17 protein-coding genes are annotated in these 22,430 nt (G+C 69.6%); 6 read left to right on the forward strand and 11 right to left on the reverse strand.

The window, feature by feature from the left end; genetic code table 11:
- Positions 1-25 precede the first annotated feature (25 nt).
- The 5 genes from JZ792_RS09665 to JZ792_RS09685 all read right to left on the reverse strand — a co-directional run bounded on the left by JZ792_RS09665 (position 26) and on the right by JZ792_RS09685 (position 7,537).
- The gene (locus tag JZ792_RS09665; RefSeq protein ID WP_368858154.1) at positions 26-3,751 is read right to left on the reverse strand and encodes an ABC transporter ATP-binding protein; all 3,726 of its coding nucleotides are present in this window, start codon (positions 3,749-3,751) and stop codon (positions 26-28) included.
- A gap of 146 nt (positions 3,752-3,897) precedes the next feature.
- Positions 3,898-4,680, reverse strand: a complete 783-nt coding sequence (locus tag JZ792_RS09670; protein WP_216909047.1) for an ABC transporter permease — start codon at positions 4,678-4,680, stop codon at positions 3,898-3,900.
- Entirely contained in the window at positions 4,677-5,627 is a 951-nt protein-coding gene (locus JZ792_RS09675; protein WP_254189563.1) for an ATP-binding cassette domain-containing protein, read from the reverse strand. Before JZ792_RS09675 ends, JZ792_RS09670 begins: the two co-directional genes overlap by 4 nt.
- A 32-nt stretch (positions 5,628-5,659) precedes the next feature.
- A complete protein-coding gene (locus JZ792_RS09680; protein WP_216909051.1) occupies positions 5,660-6,391 on the reverse strand; it encodes a hypothetical protein in 732 nt (243 codons plus the stop codon).
- A 123-nt stretch (positions 6,392-6,514) separates the two neighbouring features.
- Positions 6,515-7,537, reverse strand: a complete 1,023-nt coding sequence (locus JZ792_RS09685) for a glutathione S-transferase family protein (RefSeq protein WP_216909053.1) — start codon at positions 7,535-7,537, stop codon at positions 6,515-6,517.
- 38 nt (positions 7,538-7,575) lie between these two features.
- On the opposite strand from JZ792_RS09685, the gene JZ792_RS09690 reads away from it, so the two are divergent.
- Positions 7,576-8,370 carry an enoyl-CoA hydratase/isomerase family protein gene (locus JZ792_RS09690; protein ID WP_216909055.1) on the forward strand — a complete coding sequence of 265 codons (795 nt, stop codon included), beginning with the start codon at positions 7,576-7,578 and terminating at the stop codon, positions 8,368-8,370.
- Positions 8,371-8,472: 102 nt separating this feature from the next.
- Positions 8,473-9,756: a class I adenylate-forming enzyme family protein gene (locus tag JZ792_RS09695; protein ID WP_216909057.1), complete on the forward strand. Its 1,284-nt coding sequence runs from the start codon at positions 8,473-8,475 to the stop codon at positions 9,754-9,756.
- On the opposite strand, the gene JZ792_RS09700 is transcribed toward JZ792_RS09695, so the two are convergent.
- Complete coding sequence (locus JZ792_RS09700) at positions 9,757-10,503, reverse strand: tyrosine-protein phosphatase (protein WP_216909059.1); 747 nt, start codon at positions 10,501-10,503, stop codon at positions 9,757-9,759.
- A 417-nt stretch (positions 10,504-10,920) separates the two neighbouring features.
- Here JZ792_RS09700 and JZ792_RS09705 point away from each other — a divergent pair, with 417 nt between their 5' ends.
- Together JZ792_RS09705 and JZ792_RS09710 are read left to right on the forward strand one after the other, a co-directional pair.
- Positions 10,921-11,403 carry a TetR family transcriptional regulator gene (locus tag JZ792_RS09705; protein ID WP_216909061.1) on the forward strand — a complete coding sequence of 161 codons (483 nt, stop codon included), beginning with the start codon at positions 10,921-10,923 and terminating at the stop codon, positions 11,401-11,403.
- 43 nt (positions 11,404-11,446) lie between these two features.
- Complete coding sequence (locus JZ792_RS09710) at positions 11,447-12,613, forward strand: amino acid deaminase/aldolase (protein ID WP_216909063.1); 1,167 nt, start codon at positions 11,447-11,449, stop codon at positions 12,611-12,613.
- Positions 12,614-12,785: 172 nt separating this feature from the next.
- On the opposite strand, the gene JZ792_RS09715 is transcribed toward JZ792_RS09710, so the two are convergent.
- Both JZ792_RS09715 and JZ792_RS09720 read right to left on the reverse strand, forming a co-directional pair.
- Entirely contained in the window at positions 12,786-16,157 is a 3,372-nt protein-coding gene (locus JZ792_RS09715; protein WP_308165229.1) for a bifunctional RecB family nuclease/DEAD/DEAH box helicase, read from the reverse strand.
- A 130-nt stretch (positions 16,158-16,287) separates the two neighbouring features.
- Positions 16,288-18,069 carry a DEAD/DEAH box helicase gene (locus JZ792_RS09720; RefSeq protein WP_216909067.1) on the reverse strand — a complete coding sequence of 594 codons (1,782 nt, stop codon included), beginning with the start codon at positions 18,067-18,069 and terminating at the stop codon, positions 16,288-16,290.
- Positions 18,070-18,131: 62 nt separating this feature from the next.
- On the opposite strand from JZ792_RS09720, the gene JZ792_RS09725 reads away from it, so the two are divergent.
- Both JZ792_RS09725 and JZ792_RS09730 read left to right on the forward strand, forming a co-directional pair.
- Entirely contained in the window at positions 18,132-18,986 is an 855-nt protein-coding gene (locus JZ792_RS09725; protein ID WP_216909068.1) for a carbon-nitrogen hydrolase family protein, read from the forward strand.
- Positions 18,987-18,997: 11 nt separating this feature from the next.
- Positions 18,998-19,621, forward strand: a complete 624-nt coding sequence (locus JZ792_RS09730; protein WP_216909070.1) for a phosphoribosyltransferase — start codon at positions 18,998-19,000, stop codon at positions 19,619-19,621.
- A gap of 37 nt (positions 19,622-19,658) precedes the next feature.
- Here JZ792_RS09730 and JZ792_RS09735 read toward each other — a convergent pair whose 3' ends face one another.
- Genes JZ792_RS09735 through JZ792_RS09750 form a run of 3 tightly spaced genes read right to left on the reverse strand, consistent with a single transcriptional unit; the run spans position 19,659 to position 22,388 of the window.
- Positions 19,659-20,702: an ESX secretion-associated protein EspG gene (locus tag JZ792_RS09735; RefSeq protein WP_308165230.1), complete on the reverse strand. Its 1,044-nt coding sequence runs from the start codon at positions 20,700-20,702 to the stop codon at positions 19,659-19,661.
- Positions 20,699-22,015, reverse strand: coding sequence for a WXG100 family type VII secretion target (locus JZ792_RS09745; protein ID WP_216909072.1), 1,317 nt, complete (start codon positions 22,013-22,015; stop codon positions 20,699-20,701). Before JZ792_RS09745 ends, JZ792_RS09735 begins: the two co-directional genes overlap by 4 nt.
- Complete coding sequence (locus tag JZ792_RS09750; RefSeq protein WP_216909074.1) at positions 22,008-22,388, reverse strand: hypothetical protein; 381 nt, start codon at positions 22,386-22,388, stop codon at positions 22,008-22,010. Before JZ792_RS09750 ends, JZ792_RS09745 begins: the two co-directional genes overlap by 8 nt.
- Positions 22,389-22,430 lie beyond the last annotated feature (42 nt).

The following is a 22,430-nucleotide window of genomic DNA, read 5'->3' on the forward strand; positions in this document are numbered from 1 at the left end:
CTGTCGCCTGTACCACGTTCGGCGCTCAACGAGAGGGCGAGGTAGCCGCCTCCCACAGGCGCGAGTACTGTCCTCCGGCCGAGATCAGTTCGTCGTGGGTGCCGATCTCGGCGATCCGGCCGTGGTCGACCACGGCGATCCGATCCGCCCGAGCGGCCGTGCCGAGCCGATGCGCGACCACGACGGTGGTCCGTCCACGTGCCAGTGATCGGTTCGCTACCAGCACCGATGCCTCGGTCTCCGGGTCGAGGGTCGAGGTGGCCTCGTCGAGGAGCAACAGATCGGGGTCGACCAGTTCCGCGCGGGCGAGCGCGATCAGCTGACGTTGTCCCGCGGACAGCCCGCGTCCCCGTTCGCCGACCGGCTGCCGCATCCCCAACGGCAGCGCCGCGATCATCGCCGACGCGCCGACCGCTTCGGCGGCCGCGGCGATCCGTTCGGCGCTCGCGGATGGTTGTCCGAATGCAATGTTGCTGGCGACGTCGCCGGTGAACAAGTGAGCTTCCTGCGGCACGATGCCGAGCCGGGAACGGTAGTCCGCGAGCCGGTAGTCGCGGATGTCGACACCGTCCACCCGGATCGCGCCGACCCCGCCGTCGGCACCGCCGGGCGGCAGATCGTAGAGCCGGGCCAGCAGTTTGACGATGGTCGACTTGCCCGCGCCGGTCGGACCGACCAGTGCGAGCGTGGCGCCGGGCGCGATCTCCAGCGACACCCCGTCCAGCGCCGGGTTCGTCGCCCCCGAGTACTGGAAGCGGACCTCGTCGAATCCGACCTCGCCGCGCAACGACCCACCGATCGCGACCGCGTCGGGCGGATCGGCCGCGATGGACGACGGCGTGCGCAGCAGGTCGCCGATCCGGCGCAGGCCGACCCTGGCCTGCTGATAGCCGTCGAAGACCTGCGACAGCTGCATGATCGGACCGAACAGCAGTTCCAGATAGAGCACGAAGGCGATCAGCGTGCCCGCCGTCGTGGTGCCCGCCGCCACCTCGCGGGCCCCGATGAACACCACCGCCGCCAGAGCCAGATCCGCCCAGGCGATGACGGAGGCGAAATATGTCGCGATCGCCCACTGCGCCCGCATCCGCGAATGCCGGTAGCGCACCGAATACTCGGCGAAACGCCTGGCCGCGACCGGTTCGTGCCGATTGGCCTGAACGGCGCGCAGACCGGTGACGTTCTCGGTGAAGTGGGCGTTCACCGCCGACACCCGTTCCCGCGACACCGTGTAGGCGGTGTCGGAGACACGACGGAACAGCAGCGTCGCCCCGAACAGCGGCGGCAGCGCGATCAGTACCACCGCGGCCAGCGAGGCATCGATGACCAGCAGCGCGACCGCGATGCCGATCAGCGTCAGTCCGCCGATCAGGGTGGTCGCGACCCCGGTCTGTAGGAAGGTCGACAGCGCGTCCACATCGGTGGTCATGCGCGTCATGATCCGGCCGGACAGTTCGCGCTCGTAGTAGTCGAGTCCGAGCCGTTGCAGGTGGGCGTAGCTGCGGATGCGCAGCCCGTAGAGCACGCGTTCGCCGGTGCGGGCGGTCAGCACCGTGGTCACGATGCCGACCAGTAGTCCGGCGACGACGAGGACGGTTCCGATCACGGCGGCGCGGGTGAGCACCCCGGCGTCGTCACCGCTGACACCGTCGTCGATGGCGTAGCGCACCAGCGGCGGGAAGGCGATCGCGAGCAGCGCGTCCACGGCGAGCAACGCGACCACGGTGAGCACGAGCAGCCGGACCGGGCGCAGCAGCCGCGCGAGCCGGAAATTCGGTTCGGGTTGCCGCAGCGCGCGGTCGTCGTCGACGGGACGGTCGGTGGCCGGTGGCAGCCGGGCGATGTTGCGGCGCAGTTCCGGGGTTTCGCTCAACGCGTTGGTGATGCCGGACCAGTTTCCGGGACCGCCGGTCGCCTCGCGCCCGCGCGCCGGTTCGGCGGTGACGATGAGGGCGGGCGCTTCGGGGGCGGGCAGCCGGATCACCCGGTCGGCCTGGGCGAGGGTGGATTCGCGGTGCGCCAGGATCAGCGTGGTTCGCCCACCCCGGTCAGGCAGGGTGTCGAAGATGGCGGCCTCGGTCACCGCGTCCACCGCGGAGGTGGCGTCGTCGAGCACCAGGATGCGCGGACGCGCCAGCAGGGTTCTGGCCAGCGCGATCCGCTGGCGCTGACCGCCGGAGAGAGTCAGCCCGCGTTCGCCGACGACGGTGTCGTAGCCGTCGGGGAGTTCGTTGATGAAATCGTCGGCGGCGGCGAGTTTCGCCGCCTGCCTGACCTCGGCGTCGGTGGCGTCGGTCCGGCCGAGCGCGATATTGGCGGCGATGGTGTCGGAGAACAGGAAGGGATCGTCGAACACGACGCCGACGGCGGATCGGAGGTCGGCGGCGCTGACGTCGGAGATGTCGACGGACCGACATCGACCGTCGGTGGGTGAACCGTCCGTCGGTTCGTACCGGCCCCGCGCGGCGGAGTCGGACCCGGCCGCTCCGACACCGCCGGATGTGGAGTCGACGGCTGCCCGTGCATCGGCCTCGGTGCCGAAGAGGTGGATGCTGCCCGAATCCGGCGCGTAGAAACGCGGCAGCAGCAGCGCGAGCGTCGATTTGCCGGAGCCCGCGGGTCCGATGATCGCCACCGTCTCGCCGGGGTGCACCACGAGGTCGAGATCGCGCAGCACCGGCCGGTCCGGGTCGAATCCGAAACTCAGCGACCGGATATCGATGCCGAGCGGGCCGTCGGGCAGTGGCGCGGGGTGCGCCGGTTCGGCGATGACCGGTGCGGTGTCGATGACCTGGAACACTCGTTCGGCGGCGGCGCGGGTCAACTGCGCCATGATCACCACCGAGGACATGGTCCGGGCCGAGGCGGTCATGGTCGCGACGTAGGCGGCGAAGGCGAGAAAGGTGCCGACGCCGATGAGGCCGTGCAGGGCCAGCAGCCCGCCGACGACGATCACCGCGACCATTCCGGCCTGTGGTACGGCGGCGACCACCGGTGCGAACCTCGAGTCGACGCGCGCGGCGCGCAGCCGCTCGGCGTAGAGGTCGCGACTGTGTTTCTCCAGCAGGTCGACCATCCTGGCCTCCTGCCCGAAACCCTTCACCACCCTGACGCCGGTGACGGTTTCCTCGACGTGCTGGGCCAGATCGGCCGCGCGCTGCTGCGCCGACCACGTCGCCGCGTACAGGCGCGGCCGCATCCGGTAGACGACGAGCGCGATGGCGGGCACGACCAGCAGTGCCACCGCGGCCAGCGGCGGTGACAGCCACACCATGACCGCCGCGGCGAGCACGAATTGCAGCAGCGCCAGGCCGGACCACGGCACCATGGCGACCAGGCCCTGCACCAGTTGCAGATCGGTGATGGATCGCGACACCACCTGCCCGGTCCGGATGGTGTCCTGTCCGGCCCCGTCCAGACGCTGCAACGAGGCGAGCAGATCCACCCGGATCGCGTGCTGCATATCCAAGGACAGTCGCCCGGCCAGTACCCGCCTGGTCAGTGAGGAGACGAACCGTCCGGCGGCGAGCAGGGCGAGCAGGGCCGCGACCACCCCGATCACCTCGGTATCGCCGACGCCCGCCGCGTCGACGGCGCGTTTGGTCAGCAGGGGAGCGGCGACCTCGACCACCGCGCCGAGCGCCACCGCCGCGGCGACCCCGGCCAGCGTGCCCCGGTAGACCAGGCTCGCCGCCCACAATCGTCGAATCCACCCCGGCCGTCGCGCCGCACGCCCGTCCAACTCCGCCACCAGCACTTCCCACTCACCCCTGTTCGTATCCCCGACGTTACGACGTCTCGCGACGCGCTTTGATTCCCGCGTGGTCGCCGCGGCGCCGCGCGCTGGGCGGTGGTGGGTGGCGCGCGTTCGGGTGAGATCCGCGGATCAGGCGTGGATCAGAGGTCGCGGGTGCGCAGGGACCACCAGCCCGCGCCCGCGCTGCCGATGGTCCACAGCAGCAGGACGACGACGGCGGCCGGTGTCGGCGCGAGGATGTCGCTGTCGGGGAAGGAACCGACGGCCACCGTGGCGATGGTCGCCGATCCGGGGAGCAGGGTGGCGACGCCACCCATCCCGACGGCGTTGGCGATGAGCCAGATCAGCGGTTCGGCGATCAGCAGCCAGCCGAGCAGCACCGCGATCGCCGCGCCCGATTTCCGCAGTACCAGGGCCAGCCCGGCGCCGATCAGCGACCAGCAGGTCGTGGCGAGTAATCCGCCGCCGAGCACGGTGACCAATTGCGTGCCGAACTCGACCTTGCCGCGCCCGAAGATCAGCAGGCAGGCGAAGCCGACGAGTTCGACCGCGACGGCGACCGTCAGCGCGATGGCCCCGGTGACCAGCAGTTTCGAGGCGATCAGGCGGTCGCGGTCGGTGGTGAACAGCGCGGTGACCGGCATCGAGTGATACCGGAATTCCGCGCCCGCGCCCGCCGCGCCGAAGACGGCCGCCGCCAGGATCGTCACCGCGATCGCGGCGTAGAGCCCGATCGAGGCGGCGCCGGTGGCCGGATCGGCTTCGGGGTCGGCGGGGCCGGAACGCACGCTGGTCGCCAGGCACGCCACCAGGGCGACGGCGGGCAGCAGGGCGGCCAGCATCGCGTTCGAGCGCAGTGTCGCGGCTTTGCGGAGTTCGGAGTTGACGGCGGGGACGAGATCCGGGGGCAGAAGGGTGATCACCGTGGAATTCCGTAGGACGTCGGCTGCTGGACGGGGTGGTTCGGGTACGGGGCGGACGCCGCGAACGGTGTCGGTGCGGCGGTTTTCGGTTTGGTGAGCGAGGCGAGGACCCGATCCGGGTGGATCGGATCGGCGGTGACGCTGTCCAGTCGTACACCCGCGGTATGCGCGGCGTCCCGGATCTGCGATTCGGTCGCGTCGGCGACCGCGAGTCTGCCGTCCGGGCGGATCACCGCGTCGGTGTAGCCGCGCGCGGCGAGCACGGTCGCGAGCGCCACCGGGGTGGACGCGGCGACGACGAGCCGGTCCGGATGTCCGCGCCGCAGTTTCGTCGGGGTGCCCTGGTAGACCACCGCGCCCTCGCTCATCACGACGAGGTTGTCGACCATCGGCACCACCGCGGCCAGCGACGTACTCGACAGCAGCACGGTGCCGCCCCTGCGATTGTGCCCGCGCAGGAAATCCTGCAACCATCCGCGTTCGGCGGCGTCGAGACCTTCGGCCGGTTCGTCCAGGATGAGCAGCGGCGGGTCGGCCAGCAGCGCGGTCGCCAGGGCGAGCCGGGTGTGCTGTCCGGCGCTCAACGCCGAGATCCTGGTGTCGGCGTGGCCGGACAGCCCGACCGAGTCGAGCACTTCCTCGACCCGCCCGTCGGGCACGCGCGCGGCGGCGGCGTGGATCGACAGGTGGTCGCGGGCCGCGCGGGCCGGATGCAGCCCGCGCGGGGAGAGCATGCCGCCGACGGGCGACCCGCCGCCGATACCGGCCACCGAGCCGGGGCTGCCCACCGACGCGGTGCCGGTGGTCGGACGCACCAGGCCGAGCAGAATGCGCAGCACCGTCGACTTACCCGCGCCCGAGGGCCCGACCAGGCCGACGCTGGTGCCGGTGTCGACGGTGAAGGTCACATCCTCGATCGCCACGGTCTGTTCGTAGCGCTTGGTCAATCCGCGAACGGAGAAAGCGGGGCGTGCTGGAGTCACCGCGGGCCCGGGGTCCGCCGAGGTGCGGACGGATCGATCGCCTTCAGCGGATCCGCTTCGATGACCAGATGCCTGGACGCGGGCCAGCTGGTCGGCGCCGCGCCGAAGGCCTTGTGCGCGTTGGCGATCGTGGTCTTGCCAAGGGCGCGGTTACCGACACCGCCGATGACGGCGCCGATACCCATCGGGATCACCTTGCCCGCCATCAGCGCCATCCGCTTGGTCAGGAATCGGATGATGAAACGCTTCATCAGCGAATCGTTCATCCCGGACAGGCCGGGGACGCGGGTGGCGAGCAGCGTGCCCCAGTTCTTGGCCGAATGGCCGACCGATTTCTCCACGATGTCCATGCCCGCGTCACCGAGCACGACGGCGATCACCAGCGCGCGGCGCTGTTCCTTGGCTTCCGGCGCGATGCCGTGCACCCCGGCGATGGCGAGGGTGTACAGGGCCGAGGCCTCGAGGAAGAAGGCGGTCTCCGCGGTGATCGTCGCCAGCGAGGCGACGGTGCCGACACCGGGCATGGCGGCCGTCGCGCCCGCCGCCGTACCGCTGCCCGTGACCGCGAGCAGGTAGAACCGTTCCAGCCGGGTGATGATCTGAGCCGGGGTTTCGTCGGGGTGTGAGCGCCGGACCATGTCGATGTACTTCTCCACCGCGGGGCCCTGTAGCTTCGATCCGTTCTCGAGCAGCGTGACCACGGTCTTTTCGAACGCGCTGTGCCTCATCGGCAGAACCCCTTAGTCTCAGCATTCGCTGGCAGAACTCTATGGCACCGAGGATTGCTCGGCCCAACGCGGCAACGAACCGCATCACTCGACGGGTTCCCCGTTACGGCCGATATACCCGGTCTACGGCAGGACCGGTGTCGGCACCTGTTCCGACGGTACGGGCGGCGGTGGCGGCGTGCCGTCGCCGAAGGGGCGTCCCCCGAGCGATTCGCGGCCGTGCGCGGTGAGCCAGCCCGACAGATCCGGTCCCTTCGGCACGATCCGGGTGGGATTGATATCGGTGTGCACCACGTAGTAATGGGTCTTGATCTGGCCGAAGTCGATGGTGTCTCCGAAACCGGGGGTCTGGTAGAGATCGCGGGCGTAGGCCCACAGCACCGGCATCTCGCTGAGTTTGCTCCGGTTGCATTTGAAATGTCCGTGATAGACCGGGTCGAAGCGCACCAGGGTGGTGAACAGTCTGACGTCGGCCTCGGTGATGGTGTCGCCCACCAGGTAGCGCTGCCCCTCCAGCCGTTCGGTGAGCTGGTCCAACCGGGTGAAGAGCCGGTCGTAGGCCGTGTCGTAGGCGTCCTGGGTCCCGGCGAAACCGCAGCGGTACACCCCGTTGTTGACGTCGCGGAAGATCGCCAGACTCACCTCGTCGATCTCCTCGCGCAGCGGTTCCGGATACAGCAGCGGCGCGCCGGGGCGATGCAGGGCGGTCCATTCGGTGGAGAAGTCGAGCGTGATCTGCGCGTAGTCGTTGGTCACGACCCGACCGGTCGCGATATCGACGATCGCGGGGACGGTGATGCCCCGCGGATAGTCGGGGAATCCGGCGAGGTAGGCGTCACGCAGCTTGGCGATGCCGAGCACCGGGTCGACACCGCCGGGGTCGAGATCGAAGGTCCAGCTCAACTTGTCGTGGGTGGGCCCGCAGAGTCCGAGCGACAGCGCGTTCTCCAAGCCCAGCAACCTGCGCACGATCAGCGTCCGATTGGCCCACGGGCACGCGCGGGCGGCGATGAGCCGATAGCGGCCCGCCTCGACCGGGTAGCCGTCACGGCCGTCGGCGGTGATCCGGGTGGTGATGTAGTTGGTGTCGCGTTTGAACTCGCCGGACTCGACGTAGGTACCGGATTCGGATGCCGACTTGGTCACCGGCACAGTCTGGCAGATCCGGGTTCTAGGCTGACCGGATGAGCGAATCGAAGGCGACCCGGCTGGAACGTGAAGTCACCGACGGCGGCGCGGAGGTGGCGATCCTCACCTTCGCCAACGCGCCGCTGAACCTGTTCGACCAGGCGATGTTCGACTCGCTGGTCGGCGATATCGCGGAATTGGCCGCGCGCCCGCCCAGGGCGGTGTTGCTGCGCGCCGAAGGCAAGGTCGTCTCCGGTGGCGTCGACGTGCACGTCTTCGACGGGTTGTCGGTGGAACAGGGCGCCGAACTGTGGCGCACCCTGTTCGCGCAGATCATCCATCCGATCGAAGCGCTGCCGTGCCCGGTGATCTTCGCCGCGCACGGCCTGACCCTGACCGCGGCCTTCGAGATCGCGTTGGCCTGCGACATCATCCTGGCCGCCCCGAAGGCCAGGTTCGGTCTGGTGGAGACGGTGGTCGGGCTGACCCCGTCGATGGGCGGCCCGCAGCGGCTGGCCGAGCGCGCCGGATCGGGGCGCGCCCGCGAATTCGTGATGACCGGCGATCTCTACGACGCGGCGACGATGGCCGACTGGGGTGTGGTCAACGCCGTGCACGAGGATGTCGACACCGCGGCCAGGCAGTTGACCCACCGGCTCGCACAGGGGCCGACCCGCGCGCACGCCGCCACCAAACAGATCGTCGCGGCCTGGCGTTCCGGCGGTGTGGCACACGCCGATTCGGTCACCCCGCAGGTTTCCGGCGTGCTGTTCGACACCGAGGATCTGCGCGGCGCGGTGCGCAGCTTTCTGGAGGTCGGACCGGGCAAGGCAACCTACACCGGTCGTTGACCGGCGTGTCCGACATGACACGTATCGCCGCTAACCCAGCGGGATTGTGATCCACGTCATATAGTCGCAGGTGCCTGGTCGCTCGAGGCGCGCGGAGGACGAATGTCGCAGCAGTTGTTGGTCGAATACCCCATGGCCGGGCCGCCCGTGTGCGCCAACCCGCTGGCTCGCGGCGCCGACGGTGTACTCAGGTACGGCAATCTCACCCCCGCGCTCACCGAGTTGCTCGATCTACAGGTGCACGCGTTCGCCCAGCGCGAGGCGGTGGTCGAGATCGGCGGCCCCCGGTTCACCTACCGGGAGCTGTGGCATTCCGCCTCGCGGATCGCCGGGGGATTACAGGAGCACGGCATCGGATACGGCGACCGCGTCGCCATCCACATGCCCGTCGGCGCTCGCTGGGTGCAGGCCTTCCTCGGGGCGCTGCTCAGTGGCGCGGTGCCGGTTCTCGTCCACGACGGTCTGCCCGCGGCGGTGGCCGAACGCGTGATCGCCGACAGCAGAGCGGATTTCGTCCTCGGCTCGGGCGCGGGCGACGAACTGCCAGACGGCGCGGCCTTTATCGATGACGGCGCCGCGCTGAGCGATCTGGCCTTGCTCTGTTACACCAGCGGCCCCGCGCCGGGCGCCACGGGCCAGGACGCCGAGCCCAAGGGCGTGGAGCTGACCAACGAGAATCTGCTCTCGGCCATCCGGTCGGTGGTCGGTGCGCTGGACCTGCCGACCGACGGACTGCGGAACCTGCTGCTACTGCCGTTGGCCCATGCCAGCGGCTGCGTCGATCAGTTGCTGCCCACCTTCGCGGTCGGCGGCACCGTCGTACTCGCCCCCGATACCGGGAAACTCGCCGAGGGGATCGCGACCGAACGGGTCGACATGGTCTCGGCGACCCCGCGACTTTTCGCCCGCCTACTACCGCAACTGGCCGCGCTGCGTCAGGACGGGATGCGCACCGAGGGCGTGTCGCGGATCAGCAGTGCCGGACATCGCGCCGAACGCATGTTCGTCCCCGCCGCGGGCGCGACGCCCTCGGCCGCCCTGCGTGAGATCTTTCCCGCCGCGCGGCAGTGGTCGGTCTGGGGCGCGACCGAGACCAGCGGTATCGGTCTGGCCGTCGACGACCGCGCCGAAGCGGATGCCGCCGTCCTCGGATTCCCTTTCGGCGGTACCGAATTGGCGCTGTTCGGGCCGCGCGCGAGCTCCGGGCACGGTGAGTTGCTGTGTCGGGGGCCCAATGTCACGCGACGCTACTGGAACGATCCCGAGGCGACCGCCGATCGCTTCACCGGCAGCTGGTTCCACACCGGCGATCAGGTCACCATCGACGCGGACGGCCTGGTCCGTCGCGGTGCGGCGGGTCAGTCGGGATTTCCACGCATCGATTGATTACTCCAGCATCGTTTCGCGCAATCGCGCGCGCACTTGCGCGGTGAGACCGATGGCCTCGAGATAGCTGTCGAAGTCACCGTGCTGTTCCAGCGCCGCGGCCACGGCGACGTTCAGATATTCGTTCCTGACACCGAGCAGATCGGCGGTCAGTTCGACCCCCTCGGGCATTTTCGGCTGCAACATCGCGCGCAGCGAGGGGACCGCCTCGTTACTGCGCAGGAAGTCGGCGAAGATATCGGATTCGGTGACCCCGACCGCGTACAGCAGCGTCGCCACCGCCCAGCCGGTGCGGTCCTTGCCCGCCGCGCAGTGGACCAGGACCGCGCCCTCGCCGCGCAGCACGGAGTCGGCGATCGACGCGATCGCGCGCTGGGCCTCGGGCAGCGCGGGGAAGAACCGGTAGACCTCGAGCATGTGGGCCATGCCGAAGGAGGTGCGCGCCTCGTGCGGCGGCCGCTCGCCCATGCGCGAGTCGAAGGGGGTGATGTTGAGCCGGACACCGTCGGGCAGGTTGTCGTGCCCGACGTGGTCGATCTCCCGCAGTCCGCGCAGGTCGTAGACGTCGGTGACGCCGAGTTCGCGCATGGTGGCGTGGCCGTCGGGGGTGAGGCCGCTGAGTTGGGCCGAGCGGAGCAGGACGCCGGGACGGACCGTCGCGCCGTCGGCGGTGCGCAGGCCGCCGGTGTCGCGAAAGTTGAAGGTGCCGGAGATGAAGAACTGGTCGACGGGGGTCGGGAGAGTCACCGACCCAGGCTATCGGCCGGGGGTTGCCGTGGGAATCGTTCGCTCGGCGAAATTCTGATGACCGGTTCGCGAGGATCGCTCTGTGTTGTGCGCCACAGCGACACCGGGCGGTCCCGAAATCGTCCGTACAGTGGATCGAGGTGTCTCTCGCCGGGAGGGTCGACGAGACCGCACCCAGAACGAGGTTTCATCAGCGCCCAGGGATGGTCGCGAAGCCATTCCGTTTGGGTAACAAAACATTCTTTCAGTCTGAAATTACCCATTGAACCCGTTCTTAAACCTTGATAACCCTCTACCATTGGTGAACGTTGGACCGGGCAGCCCCGTGATCTCAATGAAGAGGTCGGTGGGAGTGGTCGCAATGTTCAGCGAGTCGCGCCGCAGTTTGCGCGAGTTTTTTCGCCGAGGGAGTCGTCGTTGAGCGCACGTGGAGAGATAGCAGAGGTGCGGTTCCGGCCGGCGATCTGCGAGGCCGTGGAGAAGGCGGCCGCCTCGCTCGATTTCACCGGTGTGCGAGCACTACGAGTGTTGTTGCACGCCGGGGTCAGCGCGTACTGGCCGATGGTCAAGGCCGCGCCGACCAAACAGGTAAAAGCATACGAGGCGACCGTCAACGCATTACGCGAGCGATGGGACGTCCCGCCCGATTGCGCGCCGGACCCTTCGGCTCGCGCGATGTTCCGTGACATGGATGCCGAGGTCGCGTGGTTCCTCGACCTCTGCGCGGCCCGGTCGGGCACGCAATGGTTGGAACCGGTCGAGTCGATCGCCGCGTACGCGGCCGCGATGTTGCAGGGCACGGTGCTGCGGTGGCTCGCCGACTGTGATGACGAGACCGCGTTGGTCGTCTTGGACGACCTGGTCAGCGGCCTGGCGGGACGTGCGACCGACACGTACTGACAGGAGCTGGACGTCTGACCAGTTTGGTGGTTGAGTGGGGACGGTGACCTCGCCGATCGCGCGGCTCCACGCGGCAACCGCCGAATTGGATCCGCCCATTGCCGCCATCGACCTGCCCACACTGCGTGCCAACGCCGCCGATCTGGTGCGCAGGGCGGGCGGGGTCCCCATTCGCGTGGCGAGTAAATCAGTGCGCTGTCGCGCCGTCCTCGAGGAAGTGCTCGGGTCCGGACCGGCCGGGGGTTTCGCGGGCATCATGTCGTATTCGCTGCGCGAGGCCATCTGGTTGGTTCGGCTCGGCGCCCGTGACGTGCTGCTGGGTTATCCGAGCGTCGACCGGGCCGCCCTGGCCGAACTCGCGGGCGACGCGACGCTGCTCGATTCCATCACCCTGATGGTCGACGACACCGAGCAACTCGCGCTGATCAGGGCCGCGGTCGGCAGCGACCGGGTCCGGCCGCGGATCTGCCTGGATGTCGACGCCTCGCTGCGGGTCGGCCCGATCCATCTGGGCGTGCGCCGCTCCCCGATACGCACGCCCGATCAGGCCGCCGCACTGGCCCGCGCGGCGGTGGATCGCGGTTTCGATGTCGTCGGCGTGATGACCTACGAGGCGCAGATCGCCGGACTTCCCGACAGCAATATCGCGATTCGCCTGGTCAAGAAACTCTCGGCCGCCGAGATCGCCACCCGGCGCACCGAGGTGCTGGCGGCGGTGCGCTCGGTGGTCGGCCCGTTGCGGATCGTCAACAGCGGCGGCACCGGCTCGATCGAGGTCAGTATCGCCGATCCCGAGGTCACCGAGGTGACCGCGGGATCGGGCCTGTACGTGCCGACGCTGTTCGACAACTACCGCGCGTTCACCCCGCGTCCCGCCCTGTTCTTCGCCACGTCCGTGCTGCGCAGGCCGACGCCGTCCATCGCGACCGTTTTCGCCGGTGGTTATATCGCTTCCGGACCGACCGGTCCGTCTCGTGTGCCGAAGCCGGTGTGGCCCACCGGATTACGGCTGATCGGTACCGAGGGTGCGGGCGAGGTGCAGACCCCGCTGTCGTCGGCGTCCGGGCTGCGCATCGGTGACCGGGTGTGGTTCCGGCACGCCAAGGCGGGCGAACTGTGCGAGCGTTTCGATCGGATCCACCTGGTCGACGAGGACGGCACGCGCAGCACGGTCCCCACCTATCGCGGCGAAGGTCAGTGCTTCGGCTGACGGCCTCGGATTTCAGTCTGGGCCCAACTCCGGTCGATGCCGAAATCTGCTCGGCGTCGACGTTGTTCGGCGCTCAACTGTCGACGTCGTAGTCTGCTCGGCATTCGAGTCCGGTCGACGCAGCGTTCCTGTCGGCGTCCGTCCGCACCGAACTCCGCGCGATCCGCCGCGCTCAGCTGGGCGCGGCCGTCAGTTCGAGGAACCGCGCCAGATCCGTCACCTCGCGCGGTGTGGACGGCAGATATTCGGTCAGCAGCGTTGAGCGGATGATCACCGCCTTCCACATCGCCCGGCACAGCGCGGCGTGCAGCACACCGCGCGAGAGCGGGAACGACATGCCGTAGGGCGCGTCGGCGGGGGTGGAGGTGGTCATCGACAGCAGGACCACCGCAGCCTGCCTGCCGCGGAAGCGATCCGGGGTGCCGACGAGGACGTCCTCGATCTTGGCGCGGGCCAGCATGGTGCGAATCCGGCCGACCTGGGCGCCGTAGGGCGCGACGACGAAGATGTCGTGTGGATGCAGGCGGCGGGTCATCGTGCCGACCGTCCACGAGACGCCGAGCAGCGTGCGCACCCGCCGGACCACCTCGCGCGCCTCGGCCTCCGATTCGGTGGTATTGCCGAGGTGATCGACCAGCACGGCCTCGATGCCGGGCACCACCCCGTCGAGTTGGCGTGCGAGCGTGATGGTTTCGTTGGACCGCAGCCGATCGTCGTAGTAGAGCCGTGAGATCGGCTCGCAGACGCGCGGATGCATCCGCCAGCTCCGGTCGAGGAAGTAGCCGCGTTCGGCGGACAGGGTGGCCCGGTCCTCGACCAGCCAACCGAGCACCGATTCCCCGACCGGTTCCTGATGCGCGGCGTGCGCCGTCGTCGGCGCGAGATCGCCGATCAGCAGCAGATTGCGCGCGCTCGGACCGACCGAGATCATCTCCGCCAGCGCGAAACCGCCCGCGTCGGCGATCACGAGCAGATCGAGGGCCTGCTGCCCGATCAGGTCCTCGTTCGCGAAATCCGCCGGCGCGCCACCGATGACACAACCGTTGACGGCGTTGTCGAGAAAACGCTGGTAGCGGCCCGCGTCGATGACGGCCCACTCCGGCGCGACCGATTCGACATCCTTCTTGGCCACCAGTTCCGGGAGCACGCCGAATTCGACCACCGCGTCCAGCATGTTCTCGATGGTCGGATGCGACCGCGCCACCACACCCACCCGCCAGCGATGTTTGGTCACCAGGCGTTCGATCACCCGCGCCGCGGTGGAGGTCTTCCCGGTGCCGGACGGACCCTGCACCGCGACGTAGGAGTCGTCGAGTTCGCGGATCGCCGCGGTGATCGCGGCCGCGTGATCGCCGTGCACCTCGGGCAACGCGGCGCCGTCGCGCAGCCGGGGCGGCCTGCGCGCCAGGATGTCGAAGACGGCGTTGCGCGGTATCTCCGGCAGTGTCACCAGCAACTGCTGGGCGGCGAATTCCACCGCGCTCTCGGCATTCTCGTCGCGGGCGGGCAACTGTGGCGCGATGGCGACGGGCAGATCGTCGTAGGGTTCGCACCCGGCGGGCAGCAATTCCTCCAGGCGGACCGTATCGTCGAAATCCGGGTCGACCGAACAGCCGAGCACGGTGGCGGTCGCGGTGGCGCGCCTGCCGACCGCCGTCACCATGCCCGCGGCCACCGGGCGGTCGTAGTAGGTGTAGACGGTCGCGCCCGGCGCCAGTGTCGTGCCCGCGCCGCGACCGGTGCCGATCCGTCCGGTCAGGGTGAGATAGCGCCGCATGGTCGGCCGGTTCGGGCTGTGATGCCATTTGGTGTCGACGGTGCCCCAGTCCGCCACGAGCACACCCGCCGCCTCGGGCCATTCGTTCACCGGGTGGCTGAGCCGGTCCATATGCGCCCACCACAGCGGTCGCCGCTCGCGCCGGTGGTAGCCGAGCGCGGCGGCCATCAGCGCGGCCGGATGCGGCGCGGGACCCGCCGCGCCGCGACCCGCCGCGAATTCGGCCAGCGCCGCCTCGATGGACGACGGGGGCGCGGGCGGAATCGATTCCGCCCCCTGCGAATCCGGGCCACACCAGGACCGCGTGCCCGGGGGCGGCACCGGCCACGGGGTGATCCGTTCGTCGGCGGCACGGTCGAGCAACCAGTCGCGCAGTCGCAGGATCGTCGCGCAGTCGGCGGATTCGCCCGCCGCGGCATCGAGAGAGAGGCGGTCGTCGAGAAATTCGCGCAGGGTCTCGAGCCGATACGATCGCCGCCCGATGACGGCCGCGTTGCGCAGGATCGGATACAGGTCGACCAGCACGCCGTCGCACAGCAGTTCGTCGGCGATCTCCTCGCCGACGCCGTACCCGCCCGTGCGACGCAACAGCGCCGCGCGGACCTCGCGCGTGAAGTAGTACACCCGCATCGCGGGATGGTCGCGACGTCGCGAGGCGAGGAAATCGAGGGTGTCGGCCACAGCGTCGCGTCGCGCGGCCGTCGCGGCGGGTGAGTCGCCGGGAATCCGGTAGGTCCGGTAGGTGACGCCGGGGCCGCCCACCTCGATCCGCAGCGGTTCGCCGGGGGTGTCGTCCAGGATCAGCGCGAGGTCGCCGGGGGACGGCGGTGGCAGCGCGCGCAGCGCGTCCGGGTCGAACACGACGTACTCCGGGCCACCGGAATGTTCACCGGCGAGCTGGATTTCGGCCTGACGCCGCAGGGTGCCCACGGTGCGCGGGGAGAGTCCGGCGACCGCGGATTCGGTGACCGCCAGCCGGTCGATGGTCGCGGTCCCGGCCTCGCGCAGTCGCGCTCGCGCCGGATTGCCGAGTCCGGCCACGAGCAGCAGATCGCGCGCGGTGGTCAGCGCCGAGGTACAGGTCGGGCATCGTCCGCAGGCCAGGAAGCGTGGATCACCCCATTGCACGGGGAGCAGTTCGCTGAGTTTCTCCTCCACGATCCACTCGACCCGGCGCCTGAGTGACCGATAGATCGGGACGAGTTCGGCCGTCGGCAGATCGGAAAGGTCTCGGCCCCAGTGCAATCGGACCGCGGTGGCGGTGGATATCCCGCGGGCGTCCGCGGCGTCGGCGCAGGCCGCGAGCTCGAGTGCGGCGAGTTCCAGTGCCTCCCTGACCGATTCCCGCTGATACGGCGCGGTGCCGTGCGCGGTGTAACCCGCCTGATCGCGGACCAGGAATTCGCAGGCGCAGACGAACCGGCCGTCGAAGAAGGTGGCGCCGTGCACGATATCCGCGCCCGCGCGCAGTGCCGCGTCGGTCTCGGCGTCGGCGGCGCGCAATGCCGCGACCCTGGCCTCGGGATCCTCCGGTTCGGGATGCGGCGCCCGCACCTCGACCATGGTGTCGCCGAATCGATCCCGGAAATCGGTGCGTGTGCGTTCGCGTTCCGCACCGACACCGGGCACCGCGGCGATATCGCCGAAATCCGCCGATTCGGCCGCGAAGGTGCCGAGCTCGGTGTCGAGGGCGCGCAACAGCGCGAATTCGCACCGCGCCGCGCGCACGAGATCAGCGGCGGTGCACACGACACGATCACCGAACACGAACAAACGCGGCCCTCCTGTGTCTTACGGGACACCCGCACTCGCGGCGCCCCGACGAACACCGGCACCCGAGCAACGCGGACGGCAACACCTTAGCTAGCCCATGTGACCTCGGTGAACCCTGCCCGGCTCAGGAGCGTGGCTTACGCCTCTCGAACCGCTTCGGGCCGCTGTGCTCGGTGCGCGGACCACGGGTGAACGAGCGGCTCTGCGGCGGGCCCGAATCCAGCTGGAGCTGGATCAGCACGCCGCTGATCCTGGTGCGCCGCAACGCTTCGAGCGTCTCGTTGGACAGATCGGCGGGCAACTCGACCAGGCTGTGATCCGGTCGAATGCTGATATGCCCGAAATCGCTACGCCGCAAACCGCCTTCGTTGGCGATGGCGCCCACGATCGCGCCCGGCACCACGCGGTGCCGTTTGCCGACACTGATCCGGTAGGTGGCGAGTTCGGCGCCGCTGGTCCGGTTGAACCCGGTGCCGCGATCCTCGTCGAAGCCACGGGCCGGACGGTCACGCGGCGCGCGCTGCGGACGTTCCACCGGCTCCGGCTCGGGCTCCATGAAGAAGTTGTCGCCGTCGTAGGAGCCGACGGCCAGCGCCGCGGCGATATCGACCAGCGGAATGTTGTGCTCGCGTTCGTAATCCTCGATGAGGGTGCGGAACAGCGCCAGGTTCGGGTTCGACAGGTTCTCGGTGATGGTGTCACCGAATTTCGCGACCCGCTGGGCGTTCACGTCCTCGACGCTCGGCAGCTGCATCTCGGTCAGCGGATGCCGGGTGGCGCGTTCGATCGCCTTGAGCAGATGCCGTTCCCTCGGCGCGACGAACAGCAGTGCCTCGCCGCTGCGCCCGGCCCGGCCGGTGCGGCCGATGCGGTGCACGTAGGACTCGGTGTCGTGCGGGATGTCGTAGTTGACCACGTGCGAGATGCGGTCGACGTCCAGACCGCGGGCGGCCACGTCGGTGGCGACCAGGATGTCGAGCGTGCCCGACTTGAGCTGTCCGATGGTCCGCTCGCGCTGATTCTGCGCGATATCGCCGTTGATCGCAGCGGCGGAGAATCCGCGGGCGCGCAACTTCTCGGCCAGTTCCTCGGTGCCCTGCTTGGTGCGCACGAAGATGATCATCGCCTCGAACGACTCGACCTCGAGGATTCGGGTGAGAGCGTCGAGTTTGCGCTGGTGGGAGACCTGCACCCAGCGCTGGTTGATATTGACGTTGGTCGTGGTCTTGGTCTTGACCGTGATCTCGACCGGTTCGCGCAGATACTGCTTGGAGATCTTGCGGATCGCGGGCGGCATGGTGGCCGAGAACAGCGCGACCTGCTTGTCCTTGGGCGTATCGGCGAGGATGCGCTCGACGTCCTCCTGGAAACCCATCTTGAGCATCTCGTCGGCCTCGTCGAGCACCAGGTATTGCAGCTGCGACAGGTCGAGCGTGCCCTTCTCCAGGTGATCGATCACGCGACCCGGGGTGCCGACGACCACGTGCGCGCCGCGGCGCAGTCCGGACAACTGCACGCCGTAGCTCTGGCCGCCGTAGATCGGCAGCACATTGAGACCGGGGATGTGCGCGGCGTAGCGGCCGAACGCCTCGGCCACCTGGATCGCCAGCTCCCTGGTAGGGGCCAGCACCAGCGCGCGCGGCTGCTTGCCGATGATTTCCAATCCCATGAGGATCGGGATCGCGAAAGCCGCGGTTTTACCCGTTCCGGTCTGGGCGAGGCCGACCACGTCTGCGCCGGAGAGCAGCGGCGGAATCGTCGCGGCCTGGATCGGCGACGGCGACTCGTAACCGACATCGGCGATGGCCGCGAGAAGGCGGTCATCGATCCCGAGATCGGCGAAGGTCGGGCCGTCGTTGTCCCTGTCGTTGTCGCCAGAAACGCTGTCGACCTCATTGGTGCTCATTGACCAGTACTTTACTGCCTTGTAGTAGCTGTCCCGGCCACCGGCCCAATACGGTGAGACCTATGCGATCGAATGACTCGTCCGCGGATCACGACCGGGCAACCGCGAAGATGTCGGTGGCCGTCATCCAATTCGCGCCGGGAAAGCAGCCGCCGGACAATCTGGAGGCGCTGCGTGAGCACGTCGCCGCGGCCGTCGACAGCGGTGCGAAGGTCGTCGTCGCACCCGAGTACTCGATGTACGCGGTCTCGCGGCTCGACGAGCGGGTCGTGGCCGTCGCCGAACCGCTGACCGGCCCGTTCGTCACCGGGCTCGGTGCGATCGCCGCGGAGTTCGGCGTGCATCTGGTGGCCGGAACGGTGGAGCGCGGCGACCCCGGATCGGAACGCATCCGCAATACACTCGTTGCCTTCGACCCCTCGGGGACACAGATCGCGCGCTACCGCAAAGTGCACCTCTACGACGCCTTCGGACATCGCGAATCCGATGTGGTCGAACCGGGCGCCATCGAGACCCCCGCCACATTCGAGGCGGGCGGTGTGACATTCGGCATGCAGACCTGTTTCGACCTCCGCTTCCCCGAGGGCTTCCGGCGCAGCGCGGCCGCGGGCGCGCAGGTGCTGCTGCTGCCCGCCCAGTGGATTCCCGGCCCGGCCAAGGTGGATCAGTGGACCACGCTGGTGCGGGCCCGCGCCATCGAGAACACCGTCTACATCGCCGCCGCCGACCAGGCCGCGCCGCGCGGCGCGGGCGCGTCCATGATCGTCGACCCGGCGGGGCGGATCATGGCCGAACTCGGCGACGAGCCGGGTGTGATCGCCGCCGAGGTCGACCTCGAACAGTTGGCCGCCGTCCGTGCCGCGAACCCGAGCCTGGCATTGCGCCGATTCTCGATCACCGAGCGGGGCCAGGAGTAGCGTTCGAACCGATGGGCTACACCGATCGGGCGGCCGCCGGTCGCGCACTGGGGGCCGAACTGGAACACCTGCGCGGGTCGCTGCCGCTGGTGCTCGGGCTGCCGCGCGGGGGCGTTCCGGTGGCGGCGGCGGTCCGCGACATCATCGGTGGTGACCTGGACATCCTGCTCGTCCGCAAACTCGGCGTGCCGTGGCAGCCGGAGCTGGCGATGGGGGCGATCGGGGAGGACGGCATCCTGGTGCGCAATCCCGACGTGCTGGCGCAATCCCGTGTGCCCGCACACGAATTCGACGGGGTCGAGGCGCGGGAGCGCGCCGAACTGGAACGTCGCCGCACGATGTGGCGGGGCGACGCCGCGCCGATCCCGATCGCGGGACGCACCCTGGTCATCGTCGACGACGGCATGGCGACCGGCGCGACGGTGGTCGTCGCCTGCCGGGTCGCGCGGCTGCGGCGGCCCGAGCGCATCGTGGTCGCCGTCCCGGTGTCCTCGCCCGAAGCCGTGCGGCGGGTCGAGGGGGAGGCCGACGAGGTGATCTGCCCGCTGGTGCCGGAATCCCTCGGCGGAGTCGGGTCCGCTTTCCGCGATTTCCATCAGCTCGCCGACGACGAGGTCACCGATCTGCTGCGCTGACGTGCGGTGTCGGCACGGTTCCGGTCGCGCCCGCGGATCAGCGCGAATTCGCGCTCGATCGGCCCGCCGCGTTGAGCATGGGGCGTAATTGGGCGGCGAAACCTTCGGCGTCGACCGGGATGACGTCGACGTCGGCACCCGTGCGGATCGCGTACCGCCCGTCGCCGGTGATATCGATCCAGCACAGCACCCCGAACGGGTGCAACTCGCCGTCGGCGCGCGTGGCGGAGACCACGATCTGGCCGATGCCGTCGCGTGGCCTGCCGAGCAGACGGCGGATCCGGGCGGGCGCGGTGGGACCGGCCACCGGAACGGTCACCAGATCCCTGCTGTCCTCGCGCACGCGCGGCAGCGGCGCGACGAGCCGGGCCGAGGTACCGGGCGGGTTCTCCGGAAGCGTCGAGATCACGCGGGCGGCAAGACTTTTCGGGCCGCCGATGAAGAGACGAATATCACCACCACGATCCGAGGATGATCCGGGCCGCTGTGCCGCCACCACCGCGATATGGCCCGCCGTCGCGCCGAGTACCCGCACCGGGCGCGGGCCTGCGGCGGTCTCGGGATCACCGGTGCGCCCGACTGCCTCGGAATTCGAGGCCACCGCGCCGTATGAACCAGGTCCGTCGCCGGACGGTGCCCGCACCACGTACGGGGTGATCGGCGCGGGCCCGTTCCCGGAGGACCGGGCCGCGACGGGGACGCGGATATTCCGGCTGCCCACCGCCTCGTCGTCCGGTTCCGTCCCGAGCGGTGTTGCCGCCCGGCCGAATTCGGCGCCCAGTGCGGCATCGGTCAATACCGAGCGATCCGGTTGCGGGTCGTCGCGTGATCGCTGCGCGGCCGCCGGATCGCACTCGCCGTACACCTCCAGACGCACCGTCGGCCGGGCCAGCACGCGCAGCGCGGCCTCCAGATCGGCGTCGAGCACCCGGTCGCACCACGCGGTCAGCGCGGGCAATTGCGCGGCGCGCTCGACGGTGTCGCGGGCCGAGAGCCGCACCGAGAGCGGGTAGGGGATCCGGTCACCGTCGGTGCGCTCCCAGGCCAGTGCGAACTGGTCGGGGGTCAGCGTCCAGTTCACTCCAGTTCGGTCCAGTCCCCGACCACCGGCGGTGTGGTGGGATCGAGCGCGCCGATCAACTCGTCCGGCTCGTCGGCGGGCTCGAGGAAGGTCAGATCGTCGTCATCGTCGATCCACTCCAAGTCGTCGTCCTCGTCCTCTTCGGGACGTGCGGTGCGATTGACCTGGGGTGACCCGATTCCGGAACCGGAGCGGGCATTGTCGGCGGAGGTGGCGAGCGCGCCGCCCATCAGACCGCCGATCGCGCCCGCCCCCATACCGTTGACGGCGTCGCCCCCGGTGTCGCGTCGCCGTTCGTCCCGCTTACGGTCGTCCTCGGTACTGCTCTGAGCGCCGGTGCCGGGAACGGTCGGCGCGACGACCGGGGCCGCCGCGGCGGGCGCGGTCGGCACACCCGAACCGGGCGCGGTGACGCGATCCGGGGCGGGTGTCGGCACGGTGGGAGCCGCCTGCTGTGCGGTCGTGGCGGCGGTCTGCGCCGATACGGGGACCGACGGCGCGTCGACCGCGTGGGGGGCGGAGGTGAGCACGGGGGAGGTGGGAACGGTGACTGCCTGCGCCGTCGTGGCCTGCGCCGCAACGGGTTCGGTCCGTGACGAGGTCTCCTCGGGAACCGCCGTCGCGGGAGCCGCCACGCCGACATCCGAAACCGGTTGGTTCACAGGGACACTCGCGACATGTGCGGGAGTCGTCGGTGCGGCCGCCGTGGTCGCCGTGCCCGAAATCCGCTGTGAATCCGACGGTGTCGCATCGGGGAAGGCGGGAACATCGGTCCCGGACCGGATGAACGCGTTCGTGTAGACGCTGTCCATCGCTCGCACCACGTCGCCGCGTTCGTGTTCGGCGGCTTTCTGCGTGGCGCTGTTGGCGGTCGCCTGACTCGGATCCAGCAGTGCGGCAGACAGATCCGGTGTGTCGGCGGTCGGCGCTCCCACCGCGCCGCGCAATGTCTCCGCGGCGTCACCGGCGTGTCCGAGACGTTGCGCCACCACCGACATCACATCGGCGAGCTGCTGGCCGTGCTGTTCGAAGGACCGGACCGCCTCGGCGGCGGTCCGCGCCGCGCCCCCGCGCCAACCGTCGGCGATGAGCGCGCGAATCTCGGTGTGCGCCTGCGACACCGCGTCCGCGACACCGGTGGCGGATCCCTGCCATGCCTGCTGTCCCGCGCTGAGTGCGGCGGGGTCGAGCAGTTGCACTCCCGCGTGGATCCGGCGATGGGTCAGGTTGTCGAATATCTCGACATTCGGGGCGTATTCGGGGTCGTGGCGGGTGTGCTCCCCGCGTTCGGCGTTCGTCGGGAGTTCACGCACGGATCGCTCCCGTCGGGTCGATCCGGCCGACCGCGCTCGCCAGCTCGTCATCGGAACGGGTGTAGGCCGCGGCCGCGGCCCGGAAGGTCTGCGCGAGAGCCCGCGCGGCGTCGGCGTACTCGCGCAGCCGGACCACCGCGTCGTCCGCTTTGCCCTCGAAACCGCTGCGCAAGGCGGCGCCCGAGGCGAAACCGCCGAATCCGGGCAGCGAGGTCGCCTCGCTCAGCACTCGGATCTGAGCATCGACCTCGTCGGCCAGCTGCTCGTACCTGCGGGCGCAGCGATCGTGGGCGCCGTCGGCGACGAGCACCCCGTCGATCCACAACTGTCCCTCGTCGACCGCCCTGTTCAGAGCCGTGACATCCGATCGCATCGCGGTCCCCCTTCCTCGTCGTGCCGTGGCGGCGGCCCGATC

Origin of the sequence: Nocardia noduli (genome assembly GCF_019038455.1) — a bacterium.
Lineage (GTDB): Bacteria > Actinomycetota > Actinomycetes > Mycobacteriales > Mycobacteriaceae > Nocardia > Nocardia noduli.

Bases quoted from the DNA above. Each gene is read 5' to 3' on its own strand.
- JZ792_RS09720 (WP_216909067.1), bottom strand. From the start codon at position 18,069: ATGAGCACCAATGAGGTCGACAGCGTTTCTGGCGACAACGACAGGGAC.
- JZ792_RS09750 (WP_216909074.1), bottom strand. From the start codon at position 22,388: ATGCGATCGGATGTCACGGCTCTGAACAGGGCGGTCGACGAGGGACAG.
- JZ792_RS09680 (WP_216909051.1), bottom strand. From the start codon at position 6,391: ATGAGGCACAGCGCGTTCGAAAAGACCGTGGTCACGCTGCTCGAGAAC.
- JZ792_RS09730 (WP_216909070.1), top strand. From the start codon at position 18,998: ATGGGCTACACCGATCGGGCGGCCGCCGGTCGCGCACTGGGGGCCGAA.
- JZ792_RS09695 (WP_216909057.1), top strand. From the start codon at position 8,473: ATGTCGCAGCAGTTGTTGGTCGAATACCCCATGGCCGGGCCGCCCGTG.
- JZ792_RS09690 (WP_216909055.1), top strand. From the start codon at position 7,576: ATGAGCGAATCGAAGGCGACCCGGCTGGAACGTGAAGTCACCGACGGC.
- JZ792_RS09725 (WP_216909068.1), top strand. From the start codon at position 18,132: ATGCGATCGAATGACTCGTCCGCGGATCACGACCGGGCAACCGCGAAG.